General features: G+C 29.4%; 16 protein-coding genes and 1 pseudogene. 12 read left to right on the top strand and 5 right to left on the bottom strand.

Annotated elements, in window-relative coordinates; all coding sequences use genetic code 4:
* The first annotated feature begins 284 nt into the window (after positions 1-284).
* From MOSC01_RS04250 to nrdE, 6 genes are all read left to right on the top strand, one after another.
* Positions 285-3,887 carry a P97 family adhesin gene (locus MOSC01_RS04250; RefSeq protein WP_010321295.1) on the top strand — a complete coding sequence of 1,201 codons (3,603 nt, stop codon included), beginning with the start codon at positions 285-287 and terminating at the stop codon, positions 3,885-3,887.
* A 27-nt stretch (positions 3,888-3,914) separates the two neighbouring features.
* A complete protein-coding gene (locus tag MOSC01_RS04255) occupies positions 3,915-7,505 on the top strand; it encodes a P110/LppT family adhesin N-terminal domain (RefSeq protein ID WP_010321296.1) in 3,591 nt (1,196 codons plus the stop codon).
* Positions 7,506-7,626: 121 nt separating this feature from the next.
* Positions 7,627-7,956, top strand: coding sequence for a hypothetical protein (locus MOSC01_RS0102885; RefSeq protein ID WP_010321297.1), 330 nt, complete (start codon positions 7,627-7,629; stop codon positions 7,954-7,956).
* Between the two features lie 264 nt (positions 7,957-8,220).
* Positions 8,221-9,273 (top strand): class 1b ribonucleoside-diphosphate reductase subunit beta, encoded by a 1,053-nt coding sequence (gene nrdF, locus MOSC01_RS0102890; protein WP_010321298.1) that lies wholly within the window; start codon positions 8,221-8,223, stop codon positions 9,271-9,273.
* Between the two features lies 1 nt (position 9,274).
* Positions 9,275-9,730, top strand: coding sequence for a class Ib ribonucleoside-diphosphate reductase assembly flavoprotein NrdI (gene nrdI / locus MOSC01_RS0102895; RefSeq protein ID WP_010321299.1), 456 nt, complete (start codon positions 9,275-9,277; stop codon positions 9,728-9,730).
* On the top strand, positions 9,730-11,892 hold the full coding sequence (gene nrdE, locus MOSC01_RS0102900; RefSeq protein WP_010321300.1) for a class 1b ribonucleoside-diphosphate reductase subunit alpha: 2,163 nt from the start codon (positions 9,730-9,732) through the stop codon (positions 11,890-11,892). Before nrdI ends, nrdE begins: the two co-directional genes overlap by 1 nt.
* A 34-nt stretch (positions 11,893-11,926) precedes the next feature.
* Here the strand turns inward: nrdE and MOSC01_RS0102905 are convergent, their stop codons facing one another.
* From MOSC01_RS0102905 to MOSC01_RS0102930, 5 genes are all read right to left on the bottom strand, one after another.
* Complete coding sequence (locus tag MOSC01_RS0102905) at positions 11,927-12,436, bottom strand: dUTP diphosphatase (RefSeq protein WP_010321301.1); 510 nt, start codon at positions 12,434-12,436, stop codon at positions 11,927-11,929.
* A 678-nt stretch (positions 12,437-13,114) separates the two neighbouring features.
* The gene (locus MOSC01_RS0102915; protein WP_010321302.1) at positions 13,115-14,287 is read right to left on the bottom strand and encodes an NADH-dependent flavin oxidoreductase; all 1,173 of its coding nucleotides are present in this window, start codon (positions 14,285-14,287) and stop codon (positions 13,115-13,117) included.
* 2 nt (positions 14,288-14,289) lie between these two features.
* A complete protein-coding gene (locus MOSC01_RS0102920; protein ID WP_010321303.1) occupies positions 14,290-15,321 on the bottom strand; it encodes a lipoate--protein ligase in 1,032 nt (343 codons plus the stop codon).
* A gap of 2 nt (positions 15,322-15,323) precedes the next feature.
* Positions 15,324-16,187: a deacetylase SIR2 gene (locus MOSC01_RS0102925; RefSeq protein WP_010321304.1), complete on the bottom strand. Its 864-nt coding sequence runs from the start codon at positions 16,185-16,187 to the stop codon at positions 15,324-15,326.
* Positions 16,168-16,500 (bottom strand): glycine cleavage system protein H, encoded by a 333-nt coding sequence (locus MOSC01_RS0102930; protein WP_010321305.1) that lies wholly within the window; start codon positions 16,498-16,500, stop codon positions 16,168-16,170. Before MOSC01_RS0102930 ends, MOSC01_RS0102925 begins: the two co-directional genes overlap by 20 nt.
* Positions 16,501-17,004: 504 nt before the next feature.
* On the opposite strand from MOSC01_RS0102930, the pseudogene MOSC01_RS05005 reads away from it, so the two are divergent.
* From MOSC01_RS05005 to MOSC01_RS0102960, 6 genes and pseudogenes are all read left to right on the top strand, one after another.
* A pseudogene (locus MOSC01_RS05005) lies at positions 17,005-18,939 on the top strand (ATP-binding cassette domain-containing protein).
* A 277-nt stretch (positions 18,940-19,216) separates the two neighbouring features.
* Entirely contained in the window at positions 19,217-19,615 is a 399-nt protein-coding gene (locus tag MOSC01_RS04760; RefSeq protein ID WP_010321307.1) for a hypothetical protein, read from the top strand.
* Positions 19,599-20,933 (top strand): site-specific DNA-methyltransferase, encoded by a 1,335-nt coding sequence (locus tag MOSC01_RS04580; protein ID WP_202795921.1) that lies wholly within the window; start codon positions 19,599-19,601, stop codon positions 20,931-20,933. Before MOSC01_RS04760 ends, MOSC01_RS04580 begins: the two co-directional genes overlap by 17 nt.
* Positions 20,934-21,248: 315 nt before the next feature.
* The gene (locus MOSC01_RS04675; RefSeq protein WP_010321309.1) at positions 21,249-21,641 is read left to right on the top strand and encodes a hypothetical protein; all 393 of its coding nucleotides are present in this window, start codon (positions 21,249-21,251) and stop codon (positions 21,639-21,641) included.
* On the top strand, positions 21,625-22,923 hold the full coding sequence (locus tag MOSC01_RS04585; protein WP_141557553.1) for a site-specific DNA-methyltransferase: 1,299 nt from the start codon (positions 21,625-21,627) through the stop codon (positions 22,921-22,923). Before MOSC01_RS04675 ends, MOSC01_RS04585 begins: the two co-directional genes overlap by 17 nt.
* 272 nt (positions 22,924-23,195) lie before the next feature.
* Positions 23,196-23,558: hypothetical protein (locus tag MOSC01_RS0102960; RefSeq protein ID WP_010321311.1), on the top strand; the 363-nt coding region annotated here is incomplete at its 3' end.

Genomic DNA, 23,558 nt, shown 5'->3' on the forward strand with positions numbered 1-23,558 from the left:
AAATAATTTTAATGTACAAAAATTAGTTTATTAATTTAGTAACTCGCTTAAATTTTCCTATTTTTGCTGATTTTATTGACATTAAAACTAAAAAGTTCAAAATCAATTTAGTCTAAAAAGTCACAAAAATTTGCCAAAAATAACTAAAAAAAGAGTAAAATTTACTTTTAAAACATAAAATAAAGTAAATTTTACTATTTTATTGAAATAAAATCATAAAAAATGCCTTTGTAGTGCTATAATTTTAAATATTTGATTAAAAACCATATAGAGGAAAAATATATATGCCTAAAAATACTAATAGATTAGCAATAGCATTGACCGCTGTTGGCGGTATTGCTATTTTTGCAACAACTATTGGGCTTGTAACTCGAATTCGCTATACAGGAGAAAATCCCCGAGCTGAGTTAGAAAATTTAGTTTCTCGAGTCCAAAATGTTGCCTTTAAATCTGATGTCTTTGATGATTCTACCACATATAGTCAAATAAAAGCACAACTTTTTGATAATAGTGGAAAATTAATAGCTGGCACAGATTTAAATAAATTTATATCCTTTTACACACAGGTCAACTCCAAACTACGTAAATTTGAGCCAACTTTTGCACCAAATAAGCCATTTTTAGAATTTATTGACTTAATTCCAAATGATAATGATCAAAGTTTTGAGCTTCGTTTTCGTGCAAAGCACCAAATTGACAACAATCGCACAGCATTTTCAACAATTATTTCTAAAAAAGTTTCATTTGCACAACGTTCACAATTTGCTCTTGCTGAATTTAATTCAAATCTGGAAAAAATAACCAAAAGCTTCAAAGAAAATATCCAAAATTTAAGAAGAACAGATTTTAGTTCTAATTTTTCAAGTTCAAATTTAACTGATCAAAAAATTGCATCTTTAACTCGTGTTGAAGATTTTGCTGCTGATATTAATAGAGCTGGAACTCAACTTGAAGCTGTTGAAAAAATAAGTCAATATTTCCCTGATTTTCAAAAAATAATTAACGAATTAAACTTTGATCAAAATAATTCATTCCCTTTTAAACAAGGAACAATTTACAATTTTAGTTTAGAAAAACACCCTGGAACTAACAGTTTCATCTTAGTTGGTCCAAATTCAGTTCCAAGTTTTTTAGTTAAAGCTGAATTAAGTGATGAAGCAAAATTTGAGCTTAAAAATTTCAATATTGAAGATGCCCAATTGCTTGAAAAAATTGATTTAGTTCCGCAGACTAGTCCAACTTCAGAATCAAGCCAAAATCAAAATGAACAAACAACAACTGATCAGACTGCAGAAAAACAAGCAAAACAGCCAACTTATTTTGCTGATTTAGACGATATTTTGTCTAAAATTTCAATCAGAAAATTAAATTTTCTTGATTTTAAAGTTGGAAGTCAGCCAGTTACTCAAGCTAGCTTATTAACTTCTGAAAATCCGGAAATTAGACAATTAGTTCAAGTTGCCTCTGATCTTACCCAAAGTCAGAGCCAACCTCAAACTGGTCAAGAAGTGCAACAAACCACCACAGGAGAAGCTACAGCATCAGCTGGTACAGGAGGAGCAGGAACAACCGACTCAAACACACAATCAACCGGAACAGATGTAGCATCAACCGGAGCAACCACAGAACAATCTAACGGACAAACTGGTACAGATCAACAATCTACCGAAACTCCTCCAGCTCAACCTAAAGATGAAAAAGCGGAATTAGTCAAATATCTCGAAATTTCAAATCACACTATAAATAGCTTTTTAGGTAGTTTTAATAACAAAATATATTCTTCTATTAGAGAAAAATCTAAAGAAGTAATAGATAAAATAAATTCTGAATTATTAATTAAGCCAATTTCTCTTGATTTTGGTGATTTTAATCCATATTTTGCCCAAAGACAACCTCAAGGCGTTGATTTTTATTTTGATCTTTCTAAAGCACAAGAAAAAGATGGTGTTAATGCAGAAAATTCAAATCTTGAAATTCCGGTTGTTATTAATCTTTATTCCAGTTTTTTTGGTGACTCTGAAAACAAACTTTTAAGATCTAAAACTTCAATTTTTGAGCTTCCTAATTTCAAAAAAGTTACCCTAGCACAATCAGGACAAACAGGAACAGATATTGCTTCTAATTTAGATCCAGAGCGAAAAACATACTACAATCTTGACGGACTGCCTACAACATCTTCTCAAGCAGCTACAATTTCTGTTTCAACAGCTGCAACAGCAGCCACCCAAAATAAACAAATTAGAATTGGTTCAACAACAGCTTATATTTCTAAAACTGAATTAGAAAATTTAATTGGCGATACTAGTCAAACTGGTGAGCAAACCGATCAAACTACTGAATCAAAAGCTCCTAAATTTGAAGAAATTAAGAAAATTATTGGAAATCCTTTCCAATATGCCTATGATTTTGATGCAAATGAATCAATGTTAAAAGCTTGAGTCGGGCAACAAAAATTCCCTAAAATTGAAGATTTTGCTAGTTTTATGCAAAATAATTTAGTTGCATCAAAATTCAATATAAAATCATTAAGATCTGATAAATTTTTCAAAAATGAATATGATGTTGCTTCCTTTTATGCGTATTTAATCCAAATGGAACCTGCTGCGGTTTTAAATTATCTATTTGAAATTGCTAAAGCAAATGGTTTAATTGATAAAAACGATTCAATTAATCTAAGTGATATAAGAAATAACAATATTTTCAGTATTGCTGCAGATGTTAAATTTAAAACAACTGACCCAGTTTATTCACTTGATTTTAACAACCATTTTTTAGGTTTTGATTCTCGTGGTTGAATTTCTAATCTATTTTTACCAAAAACTGTTTGGGAAAAAGTAAAAGATTTTACCAATGACAGTGATATTTTTAACCAATTAAACAAATATTCAGCTGTAAAAATTGACTCAAGTTCAACATCTGGTTCAACAGCAATTGCTAGTTCAGGAACTGATGAACTTTATAAATCATTGCAAGACGCTGCTAAAAAAATTAAAGAAAATCTAAAAACACAAAGTTCCACAATTTTAAAAGCCGGAGCTAATGGGAATAATTCTGGCGGCGGCGGTGGTGGCGCTGGAGGTGGTTCGGGTTCAGCCGGAGCTTCAACCCAACCTTCTTCAATCGAAGCTGAAATTAAAAAATTCTTCCAAGAAAAAACACAACCACTTAGCACCTTAAAAGATTTACTGCTAGCATTTTACTATAAAGCTAAAGAATTAACTAAGTTTAGTGCTTGATCAAAATTAGGCAATGATCTAGATTATAAAATTGTTTTTGAAAAACAAGGTGCAGTGGCTACAGCTGTCTCAGTTTCAACTACTTCAGGAACTACCGAAAGTCTTCGTACACCTTTTGGAATTGAGGACTATAAATTAACTTATTATTACAAAGTTTTTGACAAAAATACTGGTGTTGATAAATATCAAAGTCCAAAAATTGACTTACATTTATGAGTTAATACACAAGATACTCAAAAAAGTGAAACAGATGAATTAAATAAGGCCGTTTTGAGTATTCCGCCATCATTTTCGCTATTTTTCCTCAAAAAAGCGGATTTTGATAAGATCAAAAAAGATCAACCCGGAAACCCTGATAAACCTGAAGAATCTCAAAAATCTAATCAAGAGAGCCATAAAAGTTTTGAACAAACCGAAGTTTTCAAAGAAATTCAATCAAAAATTCAAGAAAACAATAAAGATCTCAAAATTTCAGTTGTTTCAATAGATGAAGATAAAATTAATCCTCAAAAATATAAAGTTGTGAATTTGCAAGTCGAAAAAAGTACACCAACCACCGAAACCACCGAAGGTTCTTCAACCGTTAATTCAATTAAATCAAGTCTAAGTTTCCAAGTTAGAATTGCGCTTGACGATTTTAATCAACAATAAAAATTTCTACCATTTTAAAGGAGAAAAATGCTTAATAAAGAAAATAAAGTAAAAAGTATAAAAACAATAGTTTCAACAGGTTTTTCGATCACCGCAATTCTTACAACAATCGTTGCAGTTCCAATTGGTCTTACAATTTTTGAGCGCTCATATAGTTCACAAATTTTTGGAAACGTTGATAAAAATCAGGTTGTGGATTTAAAAACTCAATCAACTTTTAGCGAAGAAGATTTCATTAATGCCCTTAATAATCTAAAATTACATGACCAATATAAAAATTTATCAGCAAAAACAGCCCTTGCCTTAGCTAACAATCCTTCATATGCTTTCAATTTTTTAAAAGCATATGACTTTAGTCCAATTACTAAACACAATTTTAGGGTAGTTTTAGATATTGAAAAAGCAAGCGCTTCTGGTAGCGAAGTAAAAAATGTTGTAGTTTATGCTCATTCAGACCAATTCAAACTTACTTATTCAAAACAAACTGACCTTAAAGGTTTTGCTCAAAGTGATAAAGCTGATGGTGATTTAGTTGGATTCCAAATTGACCTTGAAAAGTCAAAATTAGAACTTTTTGGAACAAAAAGTTCTAATTTAACAGCTTCTGAAGTTGCTTTTAAACTTGATAATGATTTTCAAGCTTCTTATAAAAGAACACGTTCAAAATCACAAGCTTTTTCTGATGCTTTATTCGAAAATGGATTAGGTTATAATTTAGTTAACACCTTAGGTTTACCTTCAATTTTGGAAAAAGGTTATGTTTTAGCGCCAAAAACTGTTGAAAATCAAAAAGCTAAACAAGAAAAAATGGTTATGATAGGTGAGTCGGACACCAAAAGAGTTGACAGTCTAATGAAAGTTGAAAACTTAGTTTTCAAAAATCTTGATGACAAAGCCGGAACTCTTTCAATTTCTTTTGAACTAATGGATCCAACTGGCAAAGTTATCAAAGAATTTGACTTTCCAATTTTAGGAATTAAAAAATTAAGTGTTGATGTCAAAACTGTCGAGCAACAAATTCTTTCACAATTTAGTGATTTTGTTCAATTAAAACCTTTTGTTCAACTTGCACTTGTCAAAGATAATTTAAGTTTGGCCCAAAGTATTTACAAAACCGATAATAACCCCGTTAATCTCGCCAAAGTCTTGAGCAGAATTGCGCAAAACTCACAACAAAATGGACGACAGAGCCAAGTTTCAACCCAACTTTTCCAGGATTCAGACCAAAATTCACAAGCTAATAATGCCAAAGTTGAAATAAACCGTCAAGATTTTAGTGCTTTTTTCAATTTAAAGCCTGAGAGAATCCAAGTTCCTGGTATGGATGGTTATTTTGTTGAAATTAATTCAATTGATTTAGCAAAAAATTTATCCCAAGAGCAAAAAGATAAACTTTTAAAAGAAAATAAAGTTTCTTTTGATGTTGATTTTCAAATAAAAAAACAACTAAATATTCAAGCGCCTTACCTTGAGAGTGAATTTGTTAAGTCAAATTATCCGCCAGTTCTTGAATCTTCACTTGCCAGATTAGGAAAAGGAAATAATTCTAAATTTGTTTTAGTTGATCTTGGTTCATCAAAATCTAGTTTTGAAGTTCAACTTGATTATGATGAAAATCAGCGAAAAGTTATAAATGCTGTTTTAAAACAAAATTCTCAAATTGACTTTGAAAATTTAGACAAAATTGATTTTGCAGATCCAAAAATTCAAAACTTTAATCCTCTAGCTAAAACTTTTGAATTCAGAAAAAACCCTAATGGTCCAAAATTAACTTTAGAATATGTTAAATCTCTTGTTTCAGAAGTTGTTGATGATGCTAAAAAACAAAAAACTTTTGATCAAGTTGCCAGAAAACTTTTCTTTTTAGATTTAGGAATGGAGCCCGAAAGTGCCAGAGCACTCCAAGATTATATAGCTAGAAACAAACCAAGATTTGAACCATCTACTCCTACAGATAAAGGCAGTGAAAAACCAGCAGAAACTGAAAAAAAACCAGAAGGTGATGGATCCCAAACACCTGAAAGCGCACCAGCAGAATCTCAATCTCCAGCTGCTGCGCCAACTCCAGCTCCAGCTACACCTTCATCTCCAGCTCCAGCCGCTGGCGCACCTGCTGCCGCAGCACCCGCAGCCGCTGGCGCTGCCGCAACAACCACAACTTCTTCAGAAACAGGAACCCAAACAACTTCAGCAACAGCGTTCCAAGATGATCAAATTACTACTAAAACTGATACTGAAACAAATGAAATTTCAACTTTCAATGGTTTAGGTGTTGGGCTTTGAGGATTTTTACAAAAATCTAATTATTCTGAACTTGGTCAAACTGATTATCAAGCGCAAATAGTTAAAAAATCTGATAGTCAAATTGATGTAATTCTTAGTTTTGGCCCAACAAATGAAACAGAACAAAAAGATGCAAACCCTAAAGCTATTTTCTCAATTACAAAATTAGTAGATGATACTGATTATGATGTTTTAAGAAGTTTTAATCCAACTGTATTTTTTGATTTTCGTGAAAATCAGAAAATAGATATAACTGGTCAAATTACAAAAATACAACCACTTAACCGTGGAGATGTAAAAATTGATCTTGTAAAAGGTGAAGATCATGTTCCTAGTCAAGATGGATTATTAGTAAGTAAAGCTGTTGAAATTAGTCATGTTTCTGCAACTTCAGGTCAGAAGACAACGCCAACAACACCCGCAAGTACAACTACAACAGAAACAACAGCACCAACAACCACGACTACAACCGGGACACCAACTCCAACTCCTATAACAACTACAGCCACTAATACTTCCAAAAAACAAATTCTTGAATCTGGAGTAATATTTTTGGCTTTTCAACCGCACAATATTAACAACAATAAAAAACATTATTTAATTGCATCTGAAGACGGCAAAGGTATTTTCATTAAGAAAACCAAACTAGGCGATGGAAAAACCGAGAAATTTGTTTTAGGTCTTGATGAAAATCCGGGTTACACTTCTTCTAGTGGAAGTACACAAGTTGACTCAATTGTCGCTTTAATTTCCGGCGCTGATGGCGAAGCTGACACAAGACTCCAATTTAGTGAGCCAAGTTCAACTCCTGGTTCTGGTGGTGGCGGTGGTGGTTCAAGCAATGGGTCTACCGCTGAAGCAACAAACATAATTCAACTAATTTTTGGATTTACCCCTCCAGATCCTTTCAGACAAACTAATGTAAACAAAGGTGAAGCTGATGACTTTGACTTTATTAAAGATGGAGATTTAATGTTCTTAACTTTATTAAAGAATCAAAATAAATGGACAATTTGACTTACTTCAGCAAAAGCAAAAAACCCTTATACTCAAAGAATTTCTAGTGTTTTAGACCTAAGTTTTTCACGGGTTGATCATGCTAAAAATCTAACTTGAACTCATTTAGGTCCTAAAGTTGAAGCAGGTTCTACAGCTGCATCTGGAACATCTGGAGCATCTGGCGGATCTGCAACAACTACAACCCAAACCCAAACCGCCTCTCCAGCCCAAATCTTGCTCAAAGGTTTTGCCGTTTATGACTCACCTACTTTAGCAACAAATGTTGAGGCAGTTTCAAGTTTAAATAATCATTTTATTAAAAAATTCATTAATTAATTTTTTAATAAAATAAATGAGAATCAAAAAAGTAAACTTTTAAAGACAAAAGTTTACTTTTTTGTATTAATAATAATACTTTATATTAAAATATAAAATAAATCATTATAATTATTATATTATGCAAACAAATCCTTTTTATTCTGGAATTAGACTAATAGATCTTCCACAACCGGTTTTAATTAGTCTTTCTGTTATTTTTTTTGTTCTTGCGATAGTTTCAATTTCATTTCACAAATACACAAGAAAAAAAATTCAACAATACAAAGAACTTCAAATGGAAGATTGGAAAAGAGAAAATCCGGGCAAAAAACATTTCACTTACGAGCAGACAAAAATGTTTTTACCCGCTTGACAAAGAGCAAAATACAATGCCCACATTTTTTTGTCTGTAATTTTCGTTGTTGGCGGTTTTGTTTTTGCATTTGGCAACACACTAACAACTTTATAAGTCTAATTTTTGCTGTTTTTGTCGATAAAATTATTTTTTCTTAGTTTTTCCCAAAAACTTAAAAATTGACAAAAAAATTTTTAATCTTTTCAGACCCCAAATACAAAAAAATCCTATAAATTCATAGGGTTTTTTTATTTTTTGCGCATAAAAAAAGTAAAAAAATAAATTTAAAAATAAAATTTTTTAAAAGCCTTTTTATTTTTGGTAAAATTATAGTCCATTTAATTTTAATTACTTAAAGAGCTATTTAGAGGTGAAAAAATGAGTCAAGAAAACAACAACTTAAACTTAAAAATTAAACAAAAAAATGATTACTATAACCTTTCAGTTTCGCCTCTTGAGTATGCCTATAACAATTTTTCGGGCAAAATGCGGGCAGTAAACTGAAATGTCATCAATGATCCTAAAGATTTAGAAGTTTGAACACGTGTAGTTCAAAATTTCTGAATTCCAGAAAAAATTCCGCTTTCAAACGATTTAGAATCATGAAGAACTTTATCGCCAGAATGACAACAACTTGTAACCCGAACTTTTACTGGTCTAACTTTGCTTGATACAATTCAAGCAACAATTGGAGATGTAGCCCAAATTGGTCATTCTTTGACCGATCACGAGCAAGTTATATATGCTAATTTTGCTTTCATGGTAGGAGTTCATGCTCGTTCTTATGGTTCGATTTTTTCAACTTTTTGTTCAAGTGAAGAAATCGAAGAGGCACACAATTGAGTAATAAATAACGAAAAATTACAAAAAAGGGCAAGAATTTTAATACCTTTTTATGTTGGAAAAGATCCTTTAAAATCAAAAGTTGCTGCCGCACTAATGCCTGGTTTTCTACTTTATGGCGGTTTTTATCTCCCTTTTTACCTTTCTTCGCGTTCAAAATTGCCAAATACTTCTGATATTATTCGTTTAATTTTACGCGACAAAGTAATACACAATTATTATTCAGGCTATAAATATCAAAGAAAGGTTGAAAAACTAAGCCCTGAAAAACAAAAAGAAATGAAAGACTTTGTTTTTGATTTACTTTATAAATTAATTGACTTAGAAAAAGATTATTTATATGACTTATATTCTGAAGTTGGACTTGCTGAATCTGCAATAAAATTTAGTCTTTATAATGCAGGCAAATTTTTACAAAACTTAGGATATGACTCACCTTTTACAAAAGAAGAAACTGAAATTGAACCTGAAGTTTTTAGCCAATTATCAGCCCGCGCAGACGAGAATCATGATTTTTTCTCAGGAAATGGTTCTTCTTATGTAATGGCACTTGCCGAAGAAACAGAAGATGAAGATTGGGAGTTCTAAAATGGAAAACAACAAAAAACCCTATGAATTAAGCGATTATCCTAAACCTAAAGGCGAAATTTTTCTTGTTTATTTCTCTTCAATTTCTAATAATACTCACCGTTTTATTGAAAAACTTGGACTGAAAAATCAAAGAATCCCAATTGATATGGATTCTCAAATCGAAGTTAATCAAGATTATGTACTTTTTTGTCCTACTTACAGCGGCGGAAAAGGTGAAACAAGTGGTTCAGTACCAAAACCGGTAATAAAATTTTTAAATAATGAGCAAAACCGTAAATTTTGTAAAGGAGTTATTGCCTCTGGAAACACTAATTTTGGCGATACATACGCTCTTGCTGGTCCGGTTTTATCAAAAAAATTGAATGTCCCTTTTTTATATCACTTTGAGCTCTTAGGGACTTCTGAAGATGTTATTAATGTTAAGACAATATTAAATAATTTTTGGGAAAAATAATGAAAACACACGATAAAAATCACGCTTTTAGTTCTAGTAGTTCTGAAAGTTATATTAGTCTAAATGCAAAGGCCAAATTATTTTCAAAAAATCCAGATTCATATAAATTTGATATTTTAGCTGCGCAAAAATATATTAGTGAACATATTGAGCCTAGATTTAAAGTATTTAATTCGTTTAAAGACCGAATTAAATTTTTGCTTAGTCAAAATTATTATGACCCTGCAGTCATAAATCAATATTCATTTGAACAACTTGAAGAATTAAATCAAAAAGCTTGAAGTTATAATCATTTTTTCCCTTCATTTATGGGTGCTTTTAAATTTTATTCTTCATATGCCCTAAAATCTGATGATAATTTGACATATTTAGAACATTTTCCTGATCGGGCTTTGTTAAATAGTTTATTTTTGGCTAATGGAAATTTTGAAGATGCCAAACAAATTCTTGAGCAAATAATGTTAGGCAGATTTCAACCAGCCACCCCAACTTTTTTAAATGCAGGAAAACTAAGAAGAGGAGAGTTTGTTTCTTGCTATTTAATTAGAGTTGAAGACAATATGGAATCAATTTCGCGTGCAATTACAACTTCTTTGCAACTTTCAAAGCGTGGTGGCGGAGTTAGTGTTTTGCTGACAAATTTACGTGAATTAGGGGCACCAATTAAAAACATTGAAAATCAAGCAACAGGTGTAATTCCTGTCATGAAAATACTTGAAGACTCATTTTCGTATGCAAACCAACTTGGGCAACGTCAAGGAGCCGGTGCTGTTTATTTAAATGTTCATCATCCGGATATCCTGTCTTTCCTTGATACAAAAAGGGAAAATGCTGATGAAAAAATAAGAATAAAATCGCTCTCTTTAGGCGTTATAATCCCAAATATAACACTAACTTTGGCCAAAAACAACGAGCAAATGGCACTTTTTTCTGTTTATGATACCGAAAAGTTTTACAAAAAACCTTTTAGTGACATTTCAATTACTCAAGAATATTACAAAATGTTAGATAATCCCCAAATTAAAAAAACTTTTATTTCAGCAAGAAAACTATTTCAAACAATTGCTGAATTACAATTTGAAAGCGGTTATCCTTATATTTTATTTGAAGACACTGTTAATGATGCAAATGCTCATCCAAATCGTGTTGTAATGTCAAATTTATGTTCAGAAATTACTCAACCTTCAACTCCAAGTTCTTATTTTTCTGATTTAACATTTAAAGAAATCGGTCAAGATATCTGCTGTAATTTAGGTTCATTAAACATTGATAAAGCCATGGAATCAGGTAAAGATTTTCAAAAAATGGTTCACTATTCAGTCATTGGTCTTGATAGTGTTTCAAGAAATTCCGATCTTTCAGTTGCCCCTTCAATTCAAAAAGGGAATAATTTAAACCATGCAATCGGACTTGGAGCTATGAATTTACACGGTTTTTTGGCCAAAAACCAAATAATGTATGACTCAGAAGAAGCCCTTGATTTTACAAATATTTTCTTTTATTGTCTAGCTTTTGCTGCTTTTAAGTCTTCTTTAGAATTGGCAAAAAAATTTGGTTCTTTTGCTGGTTTTGAAAAAACCACATTTGCCAGCGGCAAATATTTTGAAAAATACACAAAAGTTGATGACTCAACTTTTGTACCAAAAACAGCTAAAATTCAGCAACTTTTTGAAGACTATCAAGTTGACATCCCGACTCAACAAGACTGGATTGAACTTGCTGAGCAAATTAAAATTCACGGAATTGCAAATTCACATTTAATGGCTGTAGCTCCAACTGGGTCAATTTCTTATCTTAGTTCTTGTACCCCTTCATTGCAGCCGGTTGTTGCTCCTGTTGAAGTTAGAAAAGAAGGAAAATTAGGGCGAATTTATGTTCCTTCATATCAATTAGGTCCAAAAACATACGATTTTTATCAAAAAGGTGCATACGAACTTGGACCAATTCCAATTATTAACATCGTTGCCGAAGCTCAAAAACATGTGGATCAGTCAATTTCAATGACATTATTTTTAACTGACAAGGCAACAACTCGCGATTTAAATAAAGCATATATTCATGCCTTTAAAAAAGGTTGCAAGTCAATTTATTATGTAAGAATTCGCCAAGATGTCCTTGAAGATTCAGAAAATTATGAATTTTGCGAGTCTTGTGCCGTTTAATTTTTCAAAATAAAATTATTTTGAAAAATTAAATTTAATATTGATTTTTAATTCTTTCAAGATTTTTATTGTATTTTTCCAAATAAGCTTGAGTCACTTGATCAATACTTCAGTTCAAAATTTCAATAAAGCCAAGGAAATATTCAAACAAATTAACAAGAGTTTCTTTTTCCTTTTTATGCAAAAAATCAGAGGCTAAAATAAAGACTTTTTTAAATTGCTCGTTAATATCTTTGTTTTTGACAAATTTTGTTTCAAAAACTTGTTGGCTTTGAAAATGAATTCCGGCTGAAACAAGAAAATGAATTGCATCAACAAATTCTTCGATAGTTTTATCAAAATTAGACTTTTTGTTAATTTTTCAATATTTAAAGCTTTCAATTTCATTTGCAAATTCAGCAATTTCAACTATCGCAGCAATTATTACCTTATCTTGTCATTGGTGATCAACCTTTGTAATTAAATCATTACCATAACTATATTCAGCAAAAAGTTTATCTAGAATTTTTTGTTTTTCAAAAATTAGTTTTAAATCAACAATCATATTACTTCACACAAATAAATATATAATTAATAAATGTATAATTATATATTTATTTGTTAATTTTTCAAAGAAAAAAAATTATTCTGATTTTCCGATTTTGGCAGTTTGATGGCAAAAATTCACTTTTTAGTGAATAAAAATATGAAAAAATACCTATAAATCCGTGTTTTTTTGACCTAAAATCTTAATTTTTATTATTTTAAAATTAACCTGTTGCAAAAAAAAAAAAAAAAATGCTTGGTCTAAAATAAAATTATGTTATAATAAACCTCACTAAGAATAAATTAATAAATTTGGATATTAGAATTAAGGGGGAATTAGTTATGTTTTTGTCATAATAAAATCAAAAAATGCGAATTTTCCATTATGTTTTTAAATATGATGGAATGCCTTAAATTTAACCGTTTAGAAATCTATAAATTTATGGCTTTTAATTATTGTTCTTTCAAAACTTCATATATTTTTTTAGGCTCAATGTAAGTAAAAACGAGTTTTCTATTTACATTGAGTTTAAATAGTAGTTGTATTTTTTTGTGATTTTTGTTGTTTTATTCATAAATTGATTTTTGCCAGTGTTTTAAAATTGTAATTAACTTTTGTCAAAAAAGTTAAAAAAGTGCCCAAAAAACGGACACTTTTTTAAGATTACCTCATCAAACTGGGAAAGTCGAAAAAAAATTATTCTGTTTTTTTTGAATTATTTAAAATAGTTTTTCGAGCATTTTCAGGTAAAGATTTGCCATATTCAAAATAATGGCCAATTTCTTTAAAGGCATTTTTACTTATTTTTAATTTTTCAAATTCTTCCGGTTCGAGACTTAATTTTATTGGCTGATTTTTCTCAATTTTTTCAACAAAATCAGGATCAGGCACAAATGCTGAAGAAATTCCGACAAAATCAGAAAATTGAATAGCTTCGACTGATTTTTCTAAGGAATTTATTGAACCACTAGCAATAACTGGGATTTTTCCTTGCAATTTTTCATAAACTACATCGGAAATTAAGCGGTTAAAATTATTTGATTTTGACCGAACTTTGTCACGAAAAACGTCAAAACCCCAACCGGCAATTGCAAGGTAAGAAATTTTTATTCCTCTTTTTTCAATTAAATCTAAGAAATCTAGGAAATTTTCGACTGTGTAACCTAAATTATCACCTCTTCGTTCCTCAGGTGTTGCCCGGTAACCTAGCAAAAAATTAGGATTCTTTGATTTTAAAATAGTTTTTTGTACTTTTTCTAATATTTCTACTAAAAACCGAGATCTATTTTCAATATTTTGGCAGCCATATTTATCATTTCGCTTGTTAGTATAATGTGAGAAAAATTCTTGCGGTAATAATTTTTGCGCTGAAGAAATTTCAACCCCATCAAAACCAGCTTTAATTGCCCTTAGACAAGCATCTGCATATTGGCTAACAATTTTTTGAATTTGCTTTTGTGTAAGACGAAAAACCTTGTATTTTACGGGATAATTTCGCTTTTCAGCACTAGGTCCATAGCAAAAACCATCTTTTTCAATTTTTGAAACAGAGTGAGAACCAGCATGAATTAATTGCAAAATTGCGATACTTCCCTTTGATTTTATTGCTTTTGCAAGTTTTGCTAGACCTTCAATATCGCTGTCACTTTCGATACTATGACCATATTTGAACAGACTACCTGATTTACAAACGTAAACTCCACCTGTAATTATCATTGGCGCACTATGGGCTCTAGCGCTAAAAAAATCTAAATCTGCTTGGCAAACTTGGCCCATTTCAGAAAGATTAAGATTAATTGGGCTAAAAACAAATCGGTTTTTTAATGTGAAATTACCAATTTGATACGGTTTAAAAAGTTTGTTTTTCATGTTTAGCTTAAAAGTAAGTTACAAATTTCTTCTTCATCAATTTTTTGGCTAAAATAATCATCCAATTTTGCATCTTTTAGCCGATTTAATAGTTGATCTTGAGTTAATTTTGTCCCAATTAAGAAATTTTCTAACTCTAAAAGCGATTTTTTCGGGAAAAAATCGCCTGAAATTTTAATTTTGCTAATTTTTCCTTCATCAATTTCTAAAGAAAATGTTATTGTTCCAACTTTTGTTCTAATTGATCTGTTGAACGAATAATTCGGACTAAGCCCTCAAACAAAATCCCAATTTTTGTATTTTTCAGCAACCATTTTGTCAATTTGAACTCAATCACTATCAGTAAGTTCGTATTTTTTGAACTTTTCTTCTGAATTTACTTTCAAAAATTCAGCCAAAAATAAGTCTTTCATTTCAAAAATTGAAAAATTTTGGTATTCTTCTGAAAGCTTATTTTTTAAATTAGTTACTCGTTGAGAAACAGATTTTATCCCTTTTGCTTCAATTTTTTTCTGGTTTGGAGTTAGAATTTTGCCAATAAAATCAAAATCTACATCATATAAAAGTGAAAAACCTGCATAAATTCTATCATTTACAAGCGACATTGCCGCACCAGAAACTTTTTTTCCTTCAATTTGAAGGTCATTTTTTCCACTAAATTGCACATTTTTTATCCCTAAGTTTTGCAAAACTTTAATAACAGGATCGTAAAATTGTGCATAATTTCCGAGTAAATTTTTATTTTTTTCATATGGGAATGAAAAACAAAAATTTACTCCATTTCTATCTAAATAAATTGCACCACCACCAGTGTCGCGTCTAACAACTTCAATATTTTTTTGTTTTAAAAGTTCAAGGTTAACTTCAACACTTGGATTTTGAAAATAACCAATTTGTACGTGCGGATCACAAATATAAGGAAAAACAATTGTTTCATCTAGTTTTAAGTTTTTGATTGCTCAATATTGAATTGCGAGCAAAATTGCACCGTCAAAAACTCATTTTCCATTGCGTTTTGGTTCGATTAAGTACATTTTTATTCCTGTTCTGTTATTTTTTGTAGCAGTAATTTAATATCCTCATGAAAAAAATAGGATTTTTCAAGAATATCCTTGTTAGTACGGTATTTTTTCTGATTTATAACTAGATATTTTGCATTTTTGAATTTTTTTGTCATCTCTTGAAACGGCAATTTAATTAATTGCGGGGTTGTAAATCCAACCCCTATTTCAAGAAAAACTAATTTTTTATCTTTATTTTGTTCAATAAAATTATTGTAATTTGCTTTTTGGTTGTGGAAGTTTTGATCTTCAACCATTCCTTTAAACGAAATTCTTTTGTTTATTTCTAAAAAGGCATTACATTCTGGGCATTTTGGCAATAAATTATAATCAACCTTCATATTTTTTTGATTTTCTACCATTTTTAGAATTAGTTCATCATCTTGGTATAAAAAATTTTTACACATTTTTGAGCACTGCATTAAATTATATTTACCCTGGATGTAAAAAATTTTTTGATTGTCAAATCCTGATTTTTCAAAAAAACTATCAGAATTTGTGGTTATTATAAAAAAATTTTTATTTTCTAAAATTTTTTTCAAATTCAAAAAACTTTCTGATTCTTTAAGATCTAAAAAATTAACTTTCGCAAATCTACTATGAAAAGCTCAGTATGTTTCTCATGATCCAAAATCATAAAGCGAAGCTTGAAGCATATCTAAAAAATGATATTTTTCGATAAAATCTTTAAAATTATCACTGAATTTTGATCCATAATAATTATTTCCATCCGCACTTGTTAGTCCTGAACCAACTCCAACAACAATTGCATCAGCTGAATCAAGGATTTTCTTGATTTTTATCGCTTGATCTAGTATACTAAAAGTCCTCAAGTTCATCAAATTCACTTTGGTCTATATCTTTTGCTTTAAAAAGTCAATTTTTGTCTGACTCATGCGAATTCAAAATTTTTGGATCCTTTTCAGCTAATTGATTTAGTTCAATAATTCTACATTTTAAGGGTGTTTTTATTGAAAAAACAGTTTTTGACGCTTCAATTTTAGCAACAACATCATCTTTTTCTAGTTGTTTTTTATTCGTAAATTTTAAAAATCCGATTGTTCCAAGATCATCTTGTAATTCGGCCGTTAAATAGATAGTAAAAATTTCATTTTTTTGTTCAATTATCAAGAAATTAGCAATTTTTTTCATAGCAATCCTCTTAAATTTTTTGTTAATATCTAAAATGATATTACCACAAAAAAGCAACTAATGGCAAAAAATCTATAAATATAAATAAATCAGTTCAAAAATTCAATAAATTAGTATATTAATTTCAAAAAAATCAAGAATACAGTGTCAAATTGAAGGAATGGAGAATCGCATTTAAAAACAAAATTAAGCACTCATTAAATAATAATTTGTTTAACAAATTATAAATTTTAATTAAAAAATCAAGTTAAAATACAAAAATATTTTGTAAAAAATAGTATAATGATAAACGCAAAAAAGCAATGCTAATAGACTAGTAGTGAATTATCAAGCCGCTGGATGGAATTACAAAATATCAGAATTTGGCCAATATGCAACCGGATTTATGATAGATTACTATGAATATAGCTTAATCAAAGCAAATAATCCGCTAATTCATGACAGAACTACAAATTATAAACCCACAACATACCTATAATATAGGCAAAACGAAGGCAAATTTTAATGATAAAAATAGAAAATTTAACTAAAAAAATTAATAATAAATTTATTTTTAATAATTTAAATCTGGAAATTCCTTCAAGAAAAATAACATTTATAATTGGTAAATTAGCGATTGGCAAAACAACTCTTATTAATTTAATTGCTGGTTTTACTAAAAAAGATAGTGGAAAAATTTATTTTTTGGATGAAAATGGTTCTGAAATTAAAAAACCATTAGTTGATGTTGTTTTTCAGGACTTTAATTTAATAACTAATATTTCATCAGAAAATAATATTTTAATTGCAAATAATGTAATAAATAGAGTTTTAGATCCAAAAGAATTGGTACAACAATCTAAATACGTGTCAATTGAAACTCGGCAATTAAAGCAAAATGTAAATAGTTTATCTGGTGGTGAAAAACAAAGAATAGCAATTCTCCGTTCGCTTTCAAGAGATAGTGATTTTATTTTGCTTGACGAGCCAACTGGAAATTTGGATTTTGAAAACGGTATTTCTATATTTGAAAATCTAAAAAATATTGCAAAAAATAAAACAATATTAGTTGTCAGTCACAATCTAGAATTTGCAAAAAATATGCTGATAAGATCATTCGTATTGAAAGAGGAAAAATTTCCGAAGAAAATATTGATAAAAGCGAGCAAAATTTAGCAATTAATAATGAAAAAAGCAGTCAATTAGTTTCTTTTAAGAGTTCCTCCTATTCAAAAATTGCAAAAATTAAGCAAGAATTAAAAACAGGTTTCTTGCTTACTCTGGCGGATTATAAATCAAAATGAGTTTCAACCATTTTATTTGTAATACTTTTTCTAACAAGTATTTTTGGAATATTATTATTTGGTGTTTTAAATTTAAATATTTCTGCTTCTAATTCTCTTAAAGTTAATGAATTGCAACTTGATTCTGTTTTAATTAGCAAAAAATCAGAAAGAGATGTGGCAACCTTCACAGATAATGAAATTAATAATCTCAGAGAAAAAAATAAAACAATAAAAAAAATTACTCCTTTCCTTACTTTCCCATCATTAGGTTTTGAATATAATGACAAAAGAAAGTTAGGAGCCCCTATTGATTACATTGATGAAAGTGAATTTTTTAAAAATAGGTTCAATTTTGATCAAAAAAATTTAATAGGAAGAAACATTGAAAAATTAGATGAAGTTATAATTTCAAAAGAAGTAGCTGCAGAACTAGATATCAAAGAACCAAAAGAACAAGAAATTGCTGTTTTAACCGGCCCTAAAGATAAAAAAAACATTAAAAGTTGTTGGAATAAATAATTTAGTTAATGCAAAAAAATTAAACTTAACTTTTTTGCATTATAAATTCGGTGAAGATATCGAATTACAGAGAAGCAAAAACAAAAATCCAGCCAATTCACAAGCCAGTCAAACCCAAAAAATAGAACCAATTATTTTAAGGTTATATTTTGAAAATGATAATTTGGAAAATAATATTGATAATTTTACTGAGAATAATAAAGAGTATGCAATTGACTCTTCATTAAAAGGTATAACAAAAATCACTTATGATTTACAAAATTTTATAAATTTAATTGTTTTTATAGCAATTCTATTAATACAAACGATTTTTTATACAAAAAACCTAACTGATTCAAAAGTAAAATTAATTGGAATCCTAAAGGCGCTTCGCGCTAAGACATGGCAGATTTTTCTTTATCATTGATTAAATATAATTATAATTTCATTTCTAATTTTAGTCATTAACTTATCAGTGTCTCTCCCGTTAATTCCAAAAATTTACATTCGAATACTCGGTGAAGATGCCATATATCCTTCGATTTTACAAATAGTAATGTTAATTTTCATAATATGAATAGCAATGTTTTTTATAATTTCGTTTATTTACTTATTGATTTCATGGATTAATTATAGAAAACCTGTCACAAAATTGCTAAAATTCGATCATTTTTAACGATCACTTTTAAAAAATAGATAATTTACTACCAAATATTTTTCAAAATATTTGGTATTTTATTTTTTTGAGTGTGGGGATAAATATCGCAAAAACCCATATTTTAACATAAGACTAAATTTTTCTGAGGCAAATCAAAAAAGTGTCTGAATTTTTTAAATTAATTCACAAATTTAACCAAAATTTTCCCATTTTTTTTAGTTTTATACTGTTTCCATCGGCTTAATAGCCGGACAATGGTAAAATATTGAAAAACAAAATTAAAAAGGCCTAAAATATGAATCAAAAAACTCTTTTAGAAAAATATAAAAAGCAAATTGAGGAAATCTCCTCAAAAGAACTAAATCCAGACCAAAAAAATTTAGCATTTCAAATTTTGGAAAAATTTGAACCAAGTAAACTGGAATACATTTTTCAGTTTATTTCTCAACGAATCAAAACTGGCTTTCGTTTCGATGCAGCTCCTGAATCTGATTCCGATCAAGTTGCAATTTTACAAAAAGACGAAGAAAAATCTTTTGTTTTAGACAAAAACCAGTCCGAAGAAAACACTTTAATAATTGGTGAAAATTACGATGCTCTTAAAAATCTTGTAGTTCTCGAGAGAGAGAGAGAGAGAGAGAGAGAGAGAGACCGCGGCCGGGTATGATGTAATTTATATTGATCCGCCCTATAATACCCAAGCTAGTTTTAATGAAGGTAACCAAATCGCAAACGATAAAGAAAATATTTTACCTTCAAAATTTATTTATCGAGATAAATATTCACGAAATGGTTGACTAAATTTATTAAATGAGCGATTAAATTTAGCCAAAAAACTCTTAAAAGAAGATGGGCTAATTTTTGTCTCAATTGATGATAATCAGCAAGCTTACCTAAAAATTTTAATGGACGAAATTTTTGGTGAGGAAAATTTTGTTGCTAATTTGGTTTGGCAAAAGAAAAATGAAGGATCAGGCGCCAATTCTAGATTCTTAAAAATTTTAACTGAATATATATTAGTCTATTCTGCAAATATTCAAAAACTTAACACAAATATTTATACTCAAAATGTTGATGATGGCGGGTACAAATATTCGGATGAATTTATTGAAGAAAGGGGTAAATATAAATTAAAACAACTTGATGGAGCTAGTCTAAAATGATCCGAAAATATGGATTACCCAATTAATTATAATGGCACAATTTACTATCCAGGCGGAAGCCAGGAAAAATGAAAATTAAGACAGCAAGGCAAACGAGCATTTACTGATTGAACATGAAGATGAAGTAGGGAAAAATTAAATTGAGGAATAGAAAATAAGTTTATCGTTTTTAAAAATGGAAAAGTTTACTCAAAACAGTATCAATTTGTCGATAATAATAATCAAAAATTAGAACGGGAATCAAAATTTTCTAATTTAATTTCATCAACACACGGGTCTAATGGTACCGAGGAACAAAAAGATATTTTTAATACAAAAGTATTTGACCACCCAAAACCTATTGAATTAATTCAGTATGTAATTAATCTCCATCCCAATAAAAATGCAAGAGTTCTTGATTTTTTTGCCGGCAGTGGAACAACCGGTCATGCAGTCTGAGAATTAAACCGCCAAGATGGTGGAAAACGAACTTTTACTTTAGTCACAAACGATCAAAATGATATCGCAACTAACATAACCTATGAACGACTTTTCCGAATTTCAAATGGAAAAGGAACCAAAAATGAAGAATTTAACTGAGCTAAGGACAACAAACCTTACTTGCAAAACCTGAAAGTTTTTCGCATTTGTTATTATAATACTCAAATTTTTTATTCAAAAAGTGAACTTGATTCAGAAAGTAAACTTGTTTCAAAAATCGGACTTAATGATTTAGTTGGTTTGCTTTCAAAACTTTTTAAAGATTTTGATATTAAAGTTGGCTCAAATCATAAAGATATTAAAAATACCAGGTATGTAGAACTTTTAAATCATCTTCTAGCATTAAAACCACAAGTAAAAAATGAGTAAAATTTGCTTGTATAAAAATGTTTTTCATAAAATTTGATTAGATAAGTAAAAAATTAAGGTAATTAGTGTAAAAAAATCTAGATTTTCATTTATTTTTTGAATATTTTTTTAAAAAATTAAGCAAAATTTTTGATCATATCACCATTATTAACGATGAAATACCCAAAAAGAAAAGCAAAGTGCTTTCATATGATCGTTTTTAACACAGCAAAAAACCAAAATTTACCCTATTTTTTCAGTTTTATTCTGTTTCCATTGCCTTAATAGACGGAAAATGGTAAAATATTACAAAATACAACTAAAAAGGCCTAAAATATGAATCAAAATAATCTCCTAGAAAAATATAAACAACAAATTGAGGAAATTTCCTCAAAAGAATTAAATCCAGACCAAAAAAATTTAGCAATTCAAATTTTAGAAAAATTTGAACCAAGTAAACTTGAATATGTTTTTCAGTTTATTTCTCAACGAATCAAAACTGGCTTTCGTTTTGATGCAGCTCCTGAATCTGATTCCGATTTAGTTGCAATTTTACAAAAAAAGGAAGATTTATCTTTTGTTTTAGACAAAAACCAGTCCGAAGAAAACACTTTAATAATTGGTGAAAATTACGATGCTCTTAAAAATCTTGTAGTTCTCGAGAGAGAGAGAGAGAGAGAGAGAGACCGCGGCCGGGTATGATGTAATTTATATTGATCCACCCTATAATACCCAGGCTAGTTTTAATGAAGGTAATCAGGTTGCAAATGATAAAGAAAATATTTTACCTTCAAAATTTATTTATCGAGATAAATATTCACGAAATGGTTGACTAAATTTATTAAATGAGCGATTAAATTTAGCCAAAAAACTCTTAAAAGAAGATGGAATAATTTTTATCTCAATTGATGATAACCAACACGCCTACTTAAAAGTTTTAATGGATGAAATTTTTGGCGAGGAAAATTTTGTTGCTAATTTTATTTGACAAAAAAAACATGAAGGATTAGCGGCAGATTCCAAATTTGTAAAAGTTCTAACAGAACATGTACTAGCTTATTCAAAAAACATTCAACATTTAACAACAAATATTTATGTCCAAAATATTAATGACGGTTCATATAAATTTTCTGATGAATATATTCAAGAAAGAGGAAAATATAAGTTGATCCAACTTGATTTTTCTTCATTAACGTGATCTGAAGGACTTGATTATCCGATTGAATATAATGGCAAAATTTATTATGCTGGTGGGAGTCAAGAAAAGTGACAGGCCAGACATCAGGGAAACCATGCTACTAAAGATTGGACATGGCGTTGAGCTAGACAAAAAGTAGACTGAGGAATCAAAAATGGCTTTATTGTTTTCAAAAATGATAGGGTTTATTCAAAACAGTATCAATTTGTTGACAATAATAACCAGAAAATTGAAAGAGTTTCAAAATTTTCTAATTTAATATTATTAGCCCAAGGAACTGAAGGCGCCCAAGAACAGAAAAATATTTTCCCAACAAAGGTCTTTGATCATCCCAAACCAATTGAATTAATTAAGTATTTAATTAATATTCACCCGAATAAAAACGCAAAAATTCTTGATTTTTTTGCCGGAAGTGGAACGACCGGTCATGCAATTTGAGATTTAAACCGTCAAGATGGCGGAAACAGAATTTTTACTTTAGTTACAAACAATCAAAATAATATCGCAACTAGCATAACATATGAGCGACTTTTCCGAGTTTCAAACGGAAAAGGAACCGAAAATCAAGAATTTAACTGAACCAAAAAAAATAAACCTTATTTGCAAAACCTGAAAGTTTTTGACATTTCTTATTATAATACTCAAATTTTTGATTCAGAAAGTGGGCTTAATGATTTGGTTAAATCACTTTTAAAACTTTTTAAAGATTTTGATATTAAAGTTGACTTCAGTCATATAGACACTAAAAATACCAGGTATATTGAACTTTTAAATCATCTTTTAGCACTAAAACCGCAAGTAAAAAATGAATAAAATTTGCTTGTGAAAAAAAGTTTTTCATTAAATTTGATTAGATAAGTAAAAATTTAGGGTGATTGGTGGAAAAATTAACAAAATTTTTGATCATATAACCATTATTAACGATGAAATGTCCAAAAAGAAAAACAAATTGTTGTCATATGATCATTTTTAACACAGCAAAAAACAAAGTTTGTCCTATTTTTTTCAGTTTTATTCTGTTTCCATTGTCTTAATAGACGGAAAATGGTAAAATATTACAAAATACAACTAAAAAGGCCTAAAATATGAATCAAAATAATCTCCTAGAAAAATATAAACAACAAATTGAGGAAATTTCCTCAAAGGAACTAAATCCAGACCAAAAAAATTTAGCAATTCAAATTTTAGAAAAATTTGAACCAAGCAAACTTGAATACGTTTTTCAGTTTATTTCTCAACGAATCAAAACTGGCTTTCGTTTTGATGTAGCTCCCGAATCTGATTCGGATCGAGTTGCAATTTTACAAAAAAATGAAGATTTATCATTTGTTTTAGACAAAAACCAATCTGAAGAAAATACCTTAATAATTGGCGAAAATTACGATGCTCTTAAAAATCTTTTAGTTCTCGAGAGAGAGAGAGAGAGAGAGAGAGAGAGAGAGAGAGAG

Source organism: Mesomycoplasma ovipneumoniae SC01 (assembly GCF_000218525.1).
GTDB classification, from domain to species: domain Bacteria; phylum Bacillota_I; class Bacilli_A; order Mycoplasmatales; family Metamycoplasmataceae; genus Mesomycoplasma; species Mesomycoplasma ovipneumoniae_A.